The 16,569-nt window shown below is 37.5% G+C and carries 15 protein-coding genes; 12 read left to right on the forward strand and 3 right to left on the reverse strand.

Annotated features, from left to right (window positions below; translation table 11 throughout):
- Window positions 1-108: 108 nt before the first annotated feature.
- From aroQ to AC6CH1_RS01620, 8 genes are all read left to right on the forward strand, one after another.
- Window positions 109-552 carry a type II 3-dehydroquinate dehydratase gene (aroQ, locus tag AC6CH1_RS01585; protein ID WP_498316172.1) on the forward strand — a complete coding sequence of 148 codons (444 nt, stop codon included), beginning with the start codon at window positions 109-111 and terminating at the stop codon, window positions 550-552.
- Window positions 553-891: 339 nt separating this feature from the next.
- Window positions 892-1,662 carry an NEAT domain-containing protein gene (locus AC6CH1_RS01590; RefSeq protein WP_498316173.1) on the forward strand — a complete coding sequence of 257 codons (771 nt, stop codon included), beginning with the start codon at window positions 892-894 and terminating at the stop codon, window positions 1,660-1,662.
- Between the two features lie 20 nt (window positions 1,663-1,682).
- Window positions 1,683-3,482 carry an S-layer homology domain-containing protein gene (locus tag AC6CH1_RS01595; RefSeq protein WP_498316174.1) on the forward strand — a complete coding sequence of 600 codons (1,800 nt, stop codon included), beginning with the start codon at window positions 1,683-1,685 and terminating at the stop codon, window positions 3,480-3,482.
- Window positions 3,483-3,687: 205 nt separating this feature from the next.
- Complete coding sequence (gene isdE, locus AC6CH1_RS01600; RefSeq protein ID WP_498316175.1) at window positions 3,688-4,593, forward strand: heme ABC transporter substrate-binding protein IsdE; 906 nt, start codon at window positions 3,688-3,690, stop codon at window positions 4,591-4,593.
- 138 nt (window positions 4,594-4,731) lie between these two features.
- Window positions 4,732-5,685 (forward strand): FecCD family ABC transporter permease, encoded by a 954-nt coding sequence (locus tag AC6CH1_RS01605; RefSeq protein ID WP_251689668.1) that lies wholly within the window; start codon window positions 4,732-4,734, stop codon window positions 5,683-5,685.
- Between the two features lie 8 nt (window positions 5,686-5,693).
- Window positions 5,694-6,464 (forward strand): ABC transporter ATP-binding protein, encoded by a 771-nt coding sequence (locus tag AC6CH1_RS01610; protein ID WP_498316176.1) that lies wholly within the window; start codon window positions 5,694-5,696, stop codon window positions 6,462-6,464.
- A gap of 1 nt (window position 6,465) precedes the next feature.
- Complete coding sequence (srtB, locus tag AC6CH1_RS01615) at window positions 6,466-7,155, forward strand: class B sortase (RefSeq protein WP_427711156.1); 690 nt, start codon at window positions 6,466-6,468, stop codon at window positions 7,153-7,155.
- 6 nt (window positions 7,156-7,161) lie between these two features.
- Window positions 7,162-7,986, forward strand: a complete 825-nt coding sequence (locus AC6CH1_RS01620; protein WP_498316177.1) for an imelysin family protein — start codon at window positions 7,162-7,164, stop codon at window positions 7,984-7,986.
- 80 nt (window positions 7,987-8,066) lie between these two features.
- Here the strand turns inward: AC6CH1_RS01620 and AC6CH1_RS01625 are convergent, their stop codons facing one another.
- The gene (locus AC6CH1_RS01625; RefSeq protein WP_251689660.1) at window positions 8,067-8,495 is read right to left on the reverse strand and encodes a hypothetical protein; all 429 of its coding nucleotides are present in this window, start codon (window positions 8,493-8,495) and stop codon (window positions 8,067-8,069) included.
- A 186-nt stretch (window positions 8,496-8,681) separates the two neighbouring features.
- Window positions 8,682-8,834 (reverse strand): hypothetical protein, encoded by a 153-nt coding sequence (locus tag AC6CH1_RS01630; protein ID WP_008403534.1) that lies wholly within the window; start codon window positions 8,832-8,834, stop codon window positions 8,682-8,684.
- 320 nt (window positions 8,835-9,154) lie between these two features.
- On the opposite strand from AC6CH1_RS01630, the gene AC6CH1_RS01635 reads away from it, so the two are divergent.
- Window positions 9,155-10,543, forward strand: coding sequence for an aldehyde dehydrogenase (locus AC6CH1_RS01635; protein WP_498316178.1), 1,389 nt, complete (start codon window positions 9,155-9,157; stop codon window positions 10,541-10,543).
- Between the two features lie 53 nt (window positions 10,544-10,596).
- Here the strand turns inward: AC6CH1_RS01635 and AC6CH1_RS01640 are convergent, their stop codons facing one another.
- Window positions 10,597-12,174, reverse strand: a complete 1,578-nt coding sequence (locus tag AC6CH1_RS01640; RefSeq protein WP_498316179.1) for a two-component system sensor histidine kinase NtrB — start codon at window positions 12,172-12,174, stop codon at window positions 10,597-10,599.
- Window positions 12,175-12,529: 355 nt separating this feature from the next.
- On the opposite strand from AC6CH1_RS01640, the gene AC6CH1_RS01645 reads away from it, so the two are divergent.
- The 3 genes from AC6CH1_RS01645 (at window position 12,530) to AC6CH1_RS01655 (ending at window position 16,274) form a co-directional block, all read left to right on the forward strand.
- Entirely contained in the window at window positions 12,530-13,999 is a 1,470-nt protein-coding gene (locus tag AC6CH1_RS01645) for a UDP-N-acetylmuramoyl-L-alanyl-D-glutamate--2,6-diaminopimelate ligase (RefSeq protein ID WP_251689654.1), read from the forward strand.
- A gap of 76 nt (window positions 14,000-14,075) precedes the next feature.
- A complete protein-coding gene (locus AC6CH1_RS01650; RefSeq protein WP_498316180.1) occupies window positions 14,076-14,636 on the forward strand; it encodes a VanZ family protein in 561 nt (186 codons plus the stop codon).
- Window positions 14,637-14,702: 66 nt separating this feature from the next.
- On the forward strand, window positions 14,703-16,274 hold the full coding sequence (locus tag AC6CH1_RS01655) for a peptide chain release factor 3 (protein ID WP_251689652.1): 1,572 nt from the start codon (window positions 14,703-14,705) through the stop codon (window positions 16,272-16,274).
- The last annotated feature ends 295 nt before the right edge of the window (window positions 16,275-16,569 follow it).

A 16,569-nucleotide genomic window follows, 5' to 3' on the forward strand; every position in this document is an offset into this window, starting at 1 on the left:
CAGGTTGTATATAAAACGATGGGATTGGTATGATGGTATGGCAAGAATCTTTAGGATTTAAATTACTTATATCTTTCGAAAGTATATTTATTTTAAGGGGGAAGAATGATGACAAAAATTTTAATGTTGCACGGTGTTAACCACAACATGTTCGGAAAACGCGATCCTGAACATTATGGAAAGATTACTTTAGAGGAAATTAATCAAACGATTCAGGAACTGGCGAACGAGCTAAATGTTGAAGTAGAGACTTTCCAGACAAACCACGAAGGTGAATTTGTGGAGAAAATTCACGAAGCGTTCCTTTCCGGAGTTGACGGTATTGTTCTAAATGCTGGTGCCTGGACCCACTACAGTTATGCAATTCGAGATGCTTTAGATATTTTTACAGGTCCAACCGTTGAAATACATATGTCCAATATCCATGCACGTGAAAGTTTCCGTGAAAAATCTGTGTTTGCGGATATAGTGACAGGTCAAATCTCTGGTTTTGGCAAAGAAAGCTATTTGCTGGGCATTCGTGCAGCAGTACAAGCAATAAAAAACAATTAATAATGGTAATACTAAAATTATTCAACATGTTTCGGATAAACTATTAAGCGATTTCTATTAATGGAAATCGCCCGAATCCCTTGATATTTATATTTCCTACAGGGCATACCTCCCATTCCAACGCATTGCCTTTTTATTGGAAATATATGAAATGTAATATTTTGTTACGTTGCAAAAACGACAAATTAATGAAGTTTGCCATCAAAAGAAGTAAATTTATTATAAATGAGAATATCATCAATTGAGAAACAGGTAATTTTATGGCATGCTATATAGTGGTATTGAGAAATATTCTCTATTAGGAATTGGAATAATTTATAGAAAAGGAGGAGAAATGGTGTGAGAAAAAGTTTCTTCATATTTTTTGCTGCTCTTTTTTTGGTAGCGTTTACTTTACCGAATAATTCATCTGCAGCAATTGCTGATGGTACATATGATGTTAGTTATCAAGTAAATAAACCCGGGAGCAATTCGGCATCTATGGCGAATGACTATTTTTTAAAGCCAGCCAAATTAATTGTAAACAACGGAAAAATGACAATGCAGCTTACGATTAAAAACAGTAGCTGGGTTACACAGTTTAATCCTCCGGGTGGTGCGAAAGTAATCAGCTCAAGTGCAGACCAGCGCACAGTGCAATTTCCTGTTTCCAATGCAAATTTAGTGACTATAGCGATGAAAATCGACATTGATGATATCGATTACCATCATAGCTATAGTGTAGATTTTGTATTTAATAGCGGGGGGTTACCTGAAGCAAAAGTCGAGGAACCTAAAGAAACAGTAAAGCAGGAACCGGCAAAAACAGCTCCGGCACCTAAGGAAACACAGACAAAGTCGTCAGGAAGTAATACTTCTTCAAATACACCAGCACCATCAACTGAAAAGCAGAATACAGGTTCATCCGATCAGCAAGCGACAACAGAAATAACAAAGACAGATGATTCAACAAAATCTGATGAAGAAATTGCGTCTGAAACGAAGCAAGCTGAAGATTCTGAGGTAGTAGAAAATCCAGAGACGAGCGATGAATTACCGTTAATGGCGATTATTTTATTTTTCATAGCTGCCGTTGTATTCATTCGCACTAAGAAAACAAAAACTATATAGACAGATAGGGGAAATAAAGAATGGCTAACAAATCAAAAGCAACTAAAGCAGTATTAGCATCATTACTTGCTACATCAGCTATCGTACCAGCAATGGCAGTATCTGCTGATACAACTACAGAAACGAAGGCAACAGAAGCGGCAATTTCTACAGCAACTAAAACTATTGACTTCAAAGTTGACGCGGAAGATGCACTAAAACGTTTTATCCCAACTTCAGGTGAATTAGTTGAGCGTAATGGTCAAAAATTTATCAATATTGAATTATCAGATGCGGTACTAGCAATGGTAAATAGCGTAACAGTGGCAGGACAACCTGCAATGGCTGAATATAATGGTAAAAAACACATTAACATTCCAGTAACTGCAGATTATACTCCTGTAGAAGCTACTCTAAATATGACAATTACTTTCGTTGGTAAAGATCCGGTTGATTATAAAGTGACGTTAACACCTGACGCAAAATCAATTAAAGAAGTAACGGAAACAACAAAGCCAGTTGAAGAAGTGAAAGAAGAGAAAGTATATACACCTGGTAAAACTTTTGAGTCGGTGGCGGATGGTACTTACGATATTGTTTGGGATGCATATAATTCAGAAAAAGTAGGTAACTACAAAGCAATTACGAACCACTTCACACCTAAAGCGAAATTAATCGTAAAAGACGGCAAATATTCTGTAGAAGTATCTGTAGCGGCAACTTCAAAAGAAATGGTAGCTGGATTTAAAATTGCGGGTAAAGAAGCAACCGAAAAAGATGGCGTTTATACAGTAGAAATTCCTTCAATTAGTGAATTACATGAAGCAGGTGTACATGTTGTTGTTCCTGCAGCGAAGATGGATAAATGGTATGACTTCGGTTTCGCTATCGAAACAGCTGACCTGGAGTTACCAAAAGCTGAAGTAAAACCTGCGCCTGTTGAATCTGTAAAAATGGATGTTACAGCATTAAAGAACGGAACTCAGGAATTGTCTATTATGCATAATAAATATTTAGACGATGAGGTAACAGTGACAACAACTGAAGGGGGCTATGATGTAGAATTAACATTCCCTGAAGGTCAACACTTATTAGGCTTCGATGTTGAGGGCGCAACAGTTGCATTAAAGTCAGAAGAAAAAGTTGGCAATAATACAGTAAAAATCTACACGTTATCAGTTAAAGATTTAGAAAAAATCTATACAGCAACAGCAGATTTAAAAGTAGTTCTTAATGGGAATGTATTATATGAAACTGCACATGACTTCCAAATGAAGTTTAGCGATAAGAACTCAACAACTGTTCCATTTAAAGATATTGCAAACAACGGTAACAAAGATGCGATCATTAACCTTTATAACAAAGGGATTTTCAAAGCTGCAGATAAGTTCAACCCTGGAAACAACTTGAAACGCTCTCAATTCGCATTAATGCTAAACCGTGCATTAAAATTGGATGTACCAGCAAAAGCGAATTTCTCTGATATCGCAAAATATGATGCTGAAACAAAAACAGCAATCAATGCATTAAACGGTTACGGTATTATTAACGGTAAAACAGCTACTACATTTGCACCTGGACAAGATATAACTCGTAAACAAGCGGCTTTAATGATTTACCGTCTATTAGAGAAAAACGGCTATAAAGCATCAGGAGAAGCAGCAAAATTCTCTGATATGCCAAAAGAAGTTGAAGCATCAAAAGCAATTTCTGAATTAAATAAATTAGGTATTATTTCTGGTTTTGAAGGGAAATTCAATCCGGAAAACAAATTAACACGTTCTCAAATGGCAAAAATCTTAAACAATACATTAACTGTTGTTGACGGTTTAAATAAATAATTTAATGTAATGTGAATGGCTTATAACAAACAGCCATTGCTAATACTATTTTAGGTAGGGGTGTGTTAAAAGCTGAGGCTTTTAATACAGCCCCAATCCTATTTTTAAGCAACGACAGTTAATACGCTACGCTTAAATTGAACTAAACTTCCATCTAGTACGGGATGAAATTTTACTTCAGTTTAAACAGCTAGGAGGAAAATAAATGAAGAAGTGGTTAATCGGACTCGCATTGAGTATGGCGGTACTTGCGGGATGCGGAAATAGTGAACAGAAAGCAGCGTCATCCACTAACGGAGATGTTAACACTGCATCAGAACAGGCCCCGGTTGTTGAAGAGGAGCATCGTATTATCGCTGGAACAGTAGTCATTGCACAAATTCTGGACCGGCTGGATCTTGATGCGGTCGCAATTCCGGATACGGTGAAGGATTTACCGGCACGATTTGACGATCTGCCGAATATCGGGAATGCGATGGATCCGGATGCGGAAATTATTAAATCGCTCAATCCTACTGAAGTGCTGTCCGCGTCAACATTGGAATACGATTTAAAGGATAAATTTGAGCAATTGAAAATTCCGGTCGATTTTGTTGATTTAACAAGTATTGGATCGATGATAGGCGAAATTACAGCAATTGGTGAACGCTACAACCGTGTGAACGAGGCAAAAGCTTTAAATGATGAATTACAGGCAGAAATTGATGCGGTAGAGGTTGCAGCAAGTAATGAAGAAAAGCCTCGAGTACTCATTTTACTTGGAGTGCCTGGCAGTTATTTAGTGGCGACGGAAAATTCATATGCAGGTGATTTAGTACGTCTTGCAGGCGGTGAAAACGTTATGGCTGGTCAGGATGCAGAATACTTGCCATCCAATACAGAACATTTATATTCATCAAACCCTGACATTATTTTACGTTTATCGCACGGTATGCCGGCTGAAGTTATTGAAATGTTTGATGAGGAATTTGCCGAAAATGATGTTTGGAAACATTTTAATGCTGTCAAAAATGGACAAGTATATGATTTAGAAGAAGAACTATTTGGGACGACAGCCGCATTGAATGTACCGGAAGCTCTCAATGAGTTAGTAGAAATATTTTATCCATAAGACCTCTGCCTTCTAGACTTAAGAAGGGAGAAGAGGATATGCGGGACATAAACTCCCCGTTCTCGTTATCAATAACAATGTTGGAAAAGCAAAGTCTTGAGGGAGGTTTTGCTTTTCATCATATAAAGGATGTTTTCTGTGACCAAAAAAATTTTTAGCTTTATCGCTGTCACTGTATTGCTTGTTATAACAATCATTTACGCAGCGACAACAGGAAGTATAAAGATGTCGTTTATCGACTTTATCACGAATTTCTTCAATGCCGATAATGCGGATATGGCAGCGATTAAAGATTTGCGTTTCCCAAGAATCATCGTAGCGATATTTGCCGGAGCGGCTTTATCGGTTGCCGGTGTTTTATTGCAGGCAATTATGCGAAATCCATTAGCGGATGCCGGGTTCATCGGAATATCCGCGGGGGCTGCATTTACAAAATTATTTATCGTAAGCTTTGTACCGACACTATTTTTCTTCACACCACTAGCAGCATTTATCGGAGGAGCGCTCGCATGTTTCTTTGTTTTCCTGCTTTCCTGGAAGTCAGGGCTGAATCCATTAAAGTTAATTTTGGTCGGGATTGCGATCAATGCCATGTTCTCTGGGCTTACAGAAGCGATGATCAGCTTTGGTGCTTCGGCAACAGGTGCGATTACATCAAATCTTTCCTTAAAAACTTGGGATGATGTAACGCTGATTGTTACATATGGTTCTATTGGTTTACTTCTTGCTTTTATTTTATACGCTTCATGTAATGTGCTCGTGTTATCTGATAAAACCGCAAAAAGTGTCGGTTTTAATGTAACAGGTGCACGCATACTCATTGCGACGGTTGCTGTAATGTTAGCAGCTTCATCTGTTGTAGTGGCAGGGGTCATTTCATTTGTCGGAATTTTAGTGCCGCATATCGCACGTCGACTTGTCGGTTTTGATCATAAAGTGTTAATTCCGTTTACGGCACTACTGGGCGCATTTATTATATTATTGGCCGATACACTTGGACGTACAATGTTCAGCCCGATGGAAGTACCGGCATCAACGATTATGGCCATTATCGGAGGACCATTCCTCATATTCCTACTTAGAAAAGAGTGACAACCAATATGGAAATTAAACAAGTAGTCGTTTCCCATGACGGGACGACCCGTCATTTAAATGCAGTATCGACTGCTATTCCAAAAGGGAAAGTGACGACAATTATAGGACCGAATGGCTGCGGAAAATCCACCTTGCTAAGTGTCATGTCACGAAACAACAAACCGCTCGAAGGTCAGGCGATGCTCGAAAATCGGGACTTGGTGGAATATAAGCCGAAAGAGTTTGCGAAGAAATTGGCGATTGTATATCAGCAAAACAATATTCCATCAGATTTGACGGTGGAGAAGCTTGTTATGTACGGACGGATGCCGCATACTTCATTATTCAAAAAGAGAGCGGAAGAGGATGAGGAGGCAGTTACATGGGCGCTTACTTGTACGAACCTGCTTGAAAAACGGCATAATGATTTATCGGCACTATCCGGTGGGGAACGCCAGCGTGTATGGATTGCAATGGCACTTGCACAAAAGTCTGAAATACTGTGCTTGGACGAGCCGACAACGTACTTGGATATATACTATCAGCTGGAACTGCTGGAGCTCGTAAAGCAGCTGAATGAACAGTACGGCTTGACGATTGTTATGGTGCTACACGACATTAATCAGGCGATTCGTTACAGCGAACACATTATTTTGATGAAAGCCGGTACAATTATCGCTGAAGGTGCACCACGAGATGTTATTACAAAAGAAGTAATTAAGGACGTATACGGGGTCAATTCCGTGTTTCATGAAGATGAACAGCTCGGGTTATATATGATGCCGTTAAGTATTTAATATGCGTAAAATTGTTCAAATTTTAAGCGGCATCGTGATGATTATTTGTGCAGGGATTATTATCCGTTATTTTTTTAGCTATGAGAAAGTGGAAAAAGAGCTTGAAAATGCTCAGCAAATTGTCGAACAAAGTGAGCTTGCCGCACTTCAACAGCAAAACGATCATATTATCGGCTGGCTCACACTGGAGGATACCCGTCTTAATAATCCTGTTCTGCAAAGGGATAATAACGAATTTTACTTAACTCATAATTATTCGGACGAGAAAAGTCGCGGCGGGAGCATATTTGCCGATTTTCGAAATGAGGTAATGGAAGACCGGCATACGATTTTTTACGGGCATGTTTTACGCAATGGTACGATGTTCGGAGATTTGCCTAAGTTTAGCGAGCAGGCATATGCAGAAGCCCATCCTGTTTTTTACTATGAAACAAATGACAAGCGCTATGCATTGCATGTGTTTGCCGCCTATGAAACAACGACCGACTTTTATTATATCGAAACACAATTTACAGACTACACGTATACGCAGTTTTTAGAGGAAGTTCAGCGACGTTCCGATATAAATTTGCCAGTTCACGTAACGGCTACCGATAAAATCGTTACATTGTCGACATGCACGACATCCCAAAATGACAAAGAGCGTTTCGTCGTTCATGCAAAAGTAGTCGAACTAGAAAATAAGAGGTGAATTATGATGAAAAACAGTAAAAAATTAATGACTGCTTTACTTGCTGTTTCTGTATTGGCAGCATGTGGGCAAAAAGAAGAAGAAAAAATAGCAGAGCCTGTAGAACAGCAGGAAACAACGATTGATGTCAGTGCAGAAGCAGAGCAGTTTAAATCGCTTTCAGCAGGGCAAATGGACAGCTTTGTAACAGATACTGAGCTTTTAGCAATTGCTATTAAAGAAGGTAAGCTGGAAGACGCACAGAAGCTGTATCCGTTAGTAACGATGTATTATGAAAGACTACAGCCGCTAACTCCGAGTTTCCAGGAGCTTGACGAAAAAGTAAACGGTGACATTGTTGAAGGAAAAGAAACGGACACAGCAGGCTTTCAACGTATAGCATATGGATTATTTGCTGAAAAGAAGACAGCAGGTTATGAAAAAATAGCTGATGAACTTGTTGCAAATGTAAAATCACTTCAAGCTGATTTTGCGACAATTGATGTGACGGAAAATAATGTACTTGCTTCAGCTGTAACTATGTTTCAGGATATGACCAATACCAGACTTACTTCACCGAGCATTGCAGGAAATGAAGTATATGCAGTGAAAGCACAAACAGAAGCAGCCGAAGATTTAATGGAAGTTTTTGTACCACGTGTTTCAACTGAAAGTGCGGATGCTGCATCAAAAGCAATTACAGCATTAAATGAAATTGTAGCGTACTACGAAGTGGGAAAGGAAGATTACGTAAACTATACTCTCTTTACGACAAAACAAGAGCAGGAACTCATTACAGCAGTAAAAAATGTCGAAAAGGCATTACAGCAAATGAATGATTCGATTAAATAACGGGATAAACAGACATAAAAATAAGGCGGTTCAAAATTTACATTATGTAAAGTTTGAACCGCTTTTTATATTAAGGATTTTTAATCCAAATGCTCATGCTTTATATATTGTGTGGCTGACTGGGGAATGTCTTTATACGAAATTTCATTGAAAGTAACTAGTGCCTCATCATCAAAAGTGACAGTTAGAATTTCCGTATCTTTATTTTTTACAGGCACAAACCATTTTAATGTAATATTATTTATCTCTTCCACGTGCTGGATTTCGTTAAGTAAGTTATAACTATCTTTCAGCAATGTTGTTTCACTAAGAAATTCTGATGCCCTTAGTGAGACGATAACATTTTGTTTCTCATCAACCGGTATAATTTCGATATTCAGCATTATATTTTCAACAAACTGTTTCAGCACGATTTCAGTCAACATCAGCATAGTGTGAGTTTTTAATTGCTCCTGAGTCATCGATGCTTTTGCTTCAATGATTGTTTCTTCCTGATCGGAATTCTTCATTTTTATAATATATTGTACTGAAACGGCGCAAACAAAAATAAGTAAGGCGATTAACATAGATTTCAGTAATTTATTTAAAATAAGGATAACCTCCTATGAACTTAGCGTCATAATCACTATTATATAGTCATTATGCCACAAAAAAATACTAAAAAGGACTGTCAATTGTGACAGTCCTTTTAAAAATTAAGTATTTTGTTCTTCATTAGGAATAGTAGCAACAAATTCGTCAAAGTATAAAAATGATTCATCCTCAAGTTGTTTAACTTTCTGTTCGTTTAATCCAATAGATAATGGCCCGGAAAAAATCTCGCCCCACCAAGTTTCAGTAATAATCATTTTATATAGCCTCCTTGTACGATTGTTTTACATTACTTATTATGTTCGATTATTAATTTAATTATGAAATTCCCATATGCCTTAATTTATAAACATTTCTTTAAGAATTAAGACAATTTAATCATGAAGCCTCCTTTTTTTAGCAGGATATTTTTAAAACTTTGTAGTAGTTATTACTATAGTTAATATGTGTGAACAGCTATAATTTATGCATACATTTATCTTCATTCAATAAAAATGATTATTTTCCTTAGCCATTGACGAATGAAGCTGGAGTTTTGTATAGGTCACGGATATTAATTTCGGGAAGGATGAAAAAAATGAATTTTACTGCAAATGATGTTGAACAAATGATTGAGAATCAACGCGCTTTTTATTTTACGGGCGCTACAAAAGATGTGGAATTTCGTAAAGAACAGCTTGTAAAATTAAAAGAAACAATAAAAAAATATGAAGAACAAGTAATAGAAGCTTTAGCATTGGATTTAAGAAAAAGCGAGTTTGAAGCATTCACAACTGAAATCGGTATTGTTTATGATAGTATTTCCTATTTTTTAAAAAATATAAATAGCTGGATGGAACCACAGCCTGTCAAAACTCCGCTTCATTTCCAGCCCGCAAAAAGCTATGTTGTACGTGAACCATATGGAGTGACATTAATTATTGGACCATTCAACTATCCATTCCAATTGATTATGGAGCCATTGATCGGGGCGATTATCGGAGGAAATACAGCAATCGTAAAACCATCGGAATCTGCCGAAAATACAGCATTTATTGTGAAGAAAATTCTGGGAGAAGTATTCTCTCCTGAATATGTACGTGTTGTAGAAGGTGAAAAGGATGAAGTAACAGCATTAATTCACGCATCTTTTGATTATATATTCTTTACGGGAAGTGTGGCGGTTGGAAAGGTTGTTGCAAAAGCAGCAGCAGAACGTCTTACACCGATTGCATTGGAATTGGGTGGAAAGAGTCCGGCAATTGTCGACCACACAGCAGATTTGGATGTAGCGGCGAAGCGGATTGTATGGGGGAAATTCAATAATACAGGCCAAACATGTGTGGCGCCAGATTATGTTCTTGTCCATACAAGCGTTGCGAAAAAGTTTACGCGACTTCTTAAGAAAGCAATTAAAGAATTTTACGGTGATGATCCACAGCAAAGTCCGGACTACGGGCGTATTATTAATGAACGCCAATTCGACCGTCTACAGACTATTTTAGATAATGAACGGGATACTGTCACATTTGGTGGCCGGACAGACCGTGAAGATTTATATATGGAACCGACCGTGCTGGAAAATATTACGTGGAATCGACCTTCCATGGAAGACGAGCTGTTTGGACCAATTTTACCGGTTATGACATATGAAAATTTACCAAGAGCAATTCATGAAATTCGTCAATTGCCAAAACCATTAAGTGCCTATTTGTTCTCGGAAAATGAAAAAGCCATCGCATACTTTCTAGAAGAGCTTCCGTTTGGCGGAGGCTGTATAAATGATGTTATTACACATGTCGGCAATACTCATTTACCGTTTGGCGGAGTAGGACCTTCAGGTGTGAAAGCATACCACGGGAAAGCAAGTTTCGAAAACTTCACACACCCGAAATCGATTATGCACCGTTCTAATAAACTGGCAAATAGTTTACTATATCCCCCGTATAAACAAAAAGTAAAGCTTGTTCGAACAATTATGAAATAAGAAAAAAGAAGGCTTTCCCGAACAGTGAAACTCAGGAAAGCCTTCTTCTTCTATTATTCTGTCATGATCGGAAATGTTAATAATATTTCAGTACCGACATGCTGTTTACTTTTAATTTGGATGGTCCCTTGATGATCTTGTACAATTTTATGGATAATCATCATGCCGAGCCCTGTTCCATTTGTTTTCGTCGTATAGAAAGGCTCAAATATCCGATTCAGTACATTTTGTGGAATACCGCATCCAGTATCAATAATTTGGATATAAATATCCTTCTCATCTTTACTTTTGCATACTTGTAATGTAATAGAACCATCTTCAATAATCGCTTCAATCGCGTTTTTAAATAAATTTATAAATACTTGCTTTAGTTGATTTTTATTTCCTAAAATTGTAATGTTCAAAAATTCATTAATAATTTTCAAGGAAATCGCTTTTGACTGGAACTCATATTGAAGAAACTGGACGACTTCCGATAAAGCTTCCGCCAAATTAATTGGGGCATATTGGTTTGCTTGAGGTTTAGATAATACAAGAAACTCCGATAAAATTAATTCGATTCGCTCTGTTTCATTTTGAATGAGCTTTGTATACTCATAGTAAGGTGAATCAGGATCTTCATTCATCATTTGTACATAGCCGGAAATGACCGTCATCGGATTGCGGATTTCATGGGCTACACCCGCAGCAAGCTCGCCGACAAGCTTTAACTTTTCCGATTGTAAAATCAGATTTTCATTTTCTTTAATATAGGATATGTCTCGCGAAATGACAGACGATCCGATAATGTCACCATGCGGACTTAAAATAGGCGACAATGAAATTTGTGCATCAAAAAAAGTGCCGTCTTTTCTCATATCGGTCGTTTCATGCAGACGATATTTTTTTCCGAGCATCAAATCTACTTTCCTTTGCTTTGACTCTTCCTCATTTTCTGGGGGAATGAGCGGTAAAACACGCCCTAATGCTTCCTCCTTAGACCAACCATACAATTTCTCAAATGCAGGATTGACTGCAATAACACGGTCCTCCAAATCGAAGACAGCAATTGCATCATTAGCCTGTTCGAAAAACAAATGTAAGTATGCATGTTTGGAATTCAGATAATATTCACGGTCGATTGCATTTTTCTCAAGCTTTAACCAAATCTGTTTTATTAAAAAGCTTTGACCAATACTCATAATGCAGACAGCAATTAGAAAGCTGAAGAGTAAAAGATGATCTTCAGATTTAAAACTGTGATAGGGTATCATTGATAATTTATTTAATATAAAAATTTCAATGAAGACTAGTACTATGTTGATGATGGAAATAATATATGAACGGTAAATTGTTAAAATCGCTATAACCCAGATAAAAGTATAAAACGAAATTATATTTACATTTTGATAGTTGAATAGGAATACGATTATATGCCATGTACAAATCAAAATAATTTGAAGTACTTTTGGAGGCGTTTTTAAATAATACAAAGCAATGAGTATAATGCAACTTCCAATGCTAATAACTAAAAATGAATAAGGATGCTTGAACAGCTGTGTAACAATGACAGTAGTAAAAATAAGCGTTGAGAAAAAATAAGTAATAACCATAAGCAAATTTCGCTTATTCAGAATTTCATGTTGCTGCATAAAACACCTCGGATAAGTAATATTAACTATAATGATACAGTAATTCATGATGTCGATAAATGGCGAATTTTGATATGATATATATATCGTATAAATAAATTAAATAAGGGAACAAAGTGGAATCTTTATTTTAATATAATTTTAGTTCTTAAATCCTGTATATTGTGTCAATAGCGAGAAAAATGAACTTATGTATTATATGTCCAAAGTCCTTGTATTGCAAACATGTTTATTTATACGGATACATTACAGTTAATGAAAAGCGTGGAAATTTCATTCTATGCACAGTATGATGATTAGTACATAGAAGAAAATTATCATTCGCAATTATATTGCAATTGTGGGGGAAAGAATTATGTATGCAGAAGAACTTTTAAGTACACTGATGCAAAAAAAAGTTGTAGGTCAATTACCGAAACTGATTACCGATATTGCGATTGACTCGCGCAGTGTACAGCCAAACAGTTTATTTATTTGTATAAAAGGTTTTACGGTGGACGGGCATGACTATGCTCAAAAGGCAGTTGATGCAGGTGCAACTGTAATCGTTACGGAACGTCTATTACAATTAGATGGAGAAATTGCACAAATAATCGTAAAAAATACGACTCGTACACTTGGAATTTTAGCGGCAAAGTTTTTTGATTATCCATCGAAGGATATTATGATGATTGGAGTAACAGGTACAAACGGGAAAACAAGTGTATCTGGAATTATCCACAATATATTAATCGGACTTGGCGAAAAATCGGCATTGTCGGGAACAATCGGCTTCAATTTAAATGGAGTGCTATATGAATCGGCAAATACGACAAGTGATTCATTAAATACACAACAGATGATTTTCCGTGCTAAAAGCGAGGGCTGCCGTGCAATGGTGATGGAGGTTTCGTCACATGGTTTAGCGTTAGGCCGTTTAGCAGGTGTTGATTATGATGTGGCGGTATTTACGAATTTAACGCATGACCATTTAGATTTCCACGGTACGATGGAAAACTACGGCAACACAAAAGGTTTGCTGTTTTCTCAACTTGGACAAGACTTGGAGAAGAACAAGCATGTCGTTTTAAATGCTGATGATCCATGGTCTGAGCGCTATGCGGAAATGACACCATATCCAATTTGGACTTATGGATTGCACAATAATGCGATTTTCCGTGCAGTAAACTGCAATTATGAAAATGGAATGACGCAATTTGATATGGAAACACCGGAGGGTACATTCCCGGTATCAATGCATTTACTAGGTGAATTCAATATTTACAATGTCCTTGCAGCAACAGCCGTATTTTATGCTCGCGGTTTCCCGATTGATGTCATTATTGAACAAATTGAAATGCTGCCGCCGGTGAAAGGGCGTATGGAGAAAGTAGATTCAGATTTACCGATTCAAATGTTCATCGACTATGCACATACACCGGATGCAATTGAAAAGGCGATCAATGCGGCAATGCCATATAAAAAACCGGAAAATAAATTGATTTTCCTTGTTGGTACAGGTGGCGGACGCGATAAAACGAAACGTCCGACGATGGCAGAAAAAGCATCTGTTGCAGATTATGTTGTCCTGACGACGGATGATCCGCGCTATGAGGAATTTGACAGTATTACGGGTGATTTGGCGAAAGGTATGAAACATAAAAATTATGCCTGTATCGGTGACCGTGCGGAAGCTGTTAGACATGCAGTAAGCGTAGCAAATCCTGGTGATATTATTATTTTCGCAGGAAAAGGTCATGAGGACTACCAAATTATCGAAAATACGAAATATCCGCATAGTGATGCGAAAATTGCGATTGAAGCTGGAAAGTTAAAATTTGTATAGATTATGCAATAATTTTTTCAAATCCACCGTGTTAACGTAAAAGCGTTAGCGGTGGATTTTTTTGGAGGTGACAAAGATGATCCATTCATTTTTACTTAGTATGATTGCATATTGCACTGTGAGCTTCCCGATTTATTGCATATTGCGAATGTTCTATATAAAAAATAAAACAAAAAATGCGAGGCGTGAATTGGTGATGCTCGTATTCTTCTTTTACAGTGTCAGTATTTTTTCACAAACGATTATCCCTAACTTCCAAATCTCGAATGGACAGATCATTTTTGATACTTCGACCGCATATGTGCGCAGCAATTTTACCCCATTACAAACAATTTTGCTGTATTATGACCAATTGAATGGACCATTGGCAAATATCGCATTTTATAATTTGGCAGGCAATATTGTCCTGTTTATTCCTTTTGGCTTCTTTATTCCGCTATTATGGAAAAAGTACAGAGGATGGCGCATCATGCATATCGTTGCATTTGCCATCCCATTATTTATTGAAGGGACACAATATTTTATTGGTCGTAGTATTGATGTCGATGATGTATTATTAAATGCAATCGCCATTGTAATCGGCTTTATGCTCTTCAAAATATTTCGGAGATTACGTAAAATGAGCACGCCAAAGTAAAAAAGGTTGTAACAAATGACTGTTGTCTTTTAAAATAAGAAAGTATGAAAAAAGGAGACGAAATTAATGACTTTAGAACAAGATATATTATCGCGTCGTACATTCGCCATCATCAGTCACCCGGATGCTGGTAAAACGACGATTACAGAAAAACTACTATTATTCGGTGGTGCGATTCGTGACGCAGGAACAGTAAAAGGAAAGAAGTCAGGAAAGTTTGCGACATCTGACTGGATGGAAATCGAGAAACAACGTGGGATTTCGGTTACCTCTTCTGTTATGCAGTTCGATTATTCAGGCTGCCGTGTAAACATTCTGGATACACCGGGACACCAAGACTTCTCGGAAGATACGTACCGTACGTTAATGGCTGTAGACTCGGCTGTCATGGTAGTCGATGCGGCTAAAGGGATTGAGGCCCAAACATTAAAGCTATTCAAAGTTTGTAAAATGCGCGGTATTCCGATTTTTACTTTTATCAACAAATTGGACCGTCAAGGGAAAGAGCCACTAGAGCTTATTGAAGAATTGGAAGAAGTGCTTGGTATTAATGCATATCCAATGAACTGGCCGATCGGTATGGGGAAAGAGTTCCTAGGAATTTACGATCGTTACAACAAACGTATCGAGCAATTCCGTGTAGAAGAAGGCGACCGCTACTTACCACTTGATGAAGAAGGGCATTTAGCCATTGATAACGATATGAAAAAAACATCGTATTATTCACAGGCTATTGACGATATCGAACTTCTGAATGAAGCTGGCAATGAGTATTCGGAAGATAAAATTGCACGTGGTGAATTGACACCGGTATTCTTCGGTTCGGCATTAACGAACTTCGGTGTTCAAACATTCCTTGATACGTATTTAAAATTTGCACCGATTCCTCAGCCTCGTATTACGGAAGAGGAGCAATTTATCGATCCTGTAGACCATGGCGAATTTTCTGGTTTCATTTTTAAAATTCAAGCGAATATGAACCCGGCACACCGCGACCGTATTGCATTCGTGCGTATTGTATCGGGTAAATTTGAGCGTGGTATGAACATGACACTTTCACGTACAGGTAAATCTTTCAAAGTGACACAGTCAACACAATTCCTTGCAGATGATCGTGAAACAGTAAATGAAGCGGTTGCCGGTGACATTATCGGTCTTTATGATACAGGTACGTATCAAATTGGGGATACAGTAGTCGGCGGTAAGAAAACATTCAACTTTGAAAAATTACCTCAATTCACACCTGAAATTTTCATGAAAGTTTCGGCGAAAAACGTAATGAAAGGGAAGCAATTCCAAAAAGGCGTTCTGCAATTAGTTCAAGAAGGCGCAATTCAGTACTTCAAAACTCTGCATACTGAAGAAGTAATCCTTGGTGCGGTTGGTCAATTACAGTTTGAAGTATTCCAGCACCGAATGATTAACGAATACAATGTAGATGTAATTATGCAGCCGATTGGCAGCAAGATTGCACGTTGGATTGAAAACGAAGAAGATGTGAAAGATTCAATGCATTCTCAACGTTCTATGCTTGTTAAAGACCGTTTCGATAATAGAGTATTCTTATTCGAAAACGAATTTGCGATGCGCTGGTTCTCTGAGAAAAACGAAAATATTCATTTATACAGCTTGTTATAATCTGATATTTATAAGCCCCGGTGATTTTCTGTGAAGGAAAATCGCCGGGGTTTATTGTGCTTTAATATATAGTGATAGTAGATACCGGAAATTTATCAGAAATTTCCGATTTAAATGTAGGAAGTAAAGAGAGAAAAGGAGAATGTTTTACGTTGAAAGTGGAACGATTCACCCCGAATGTGGAACAAAAGCTTGAGAAAAGAGAACCGAGGCCGGATATTAGAATACTTGCGATATAAAGTAGAACGCCAGCCTTTAAAAGGAGAATATTTCAGGTGAAAAGTAGAACGATTCA

The sequence above is a fragment of the Solibacillus sp. GQ1 genome, assembly GCF_059758555.1.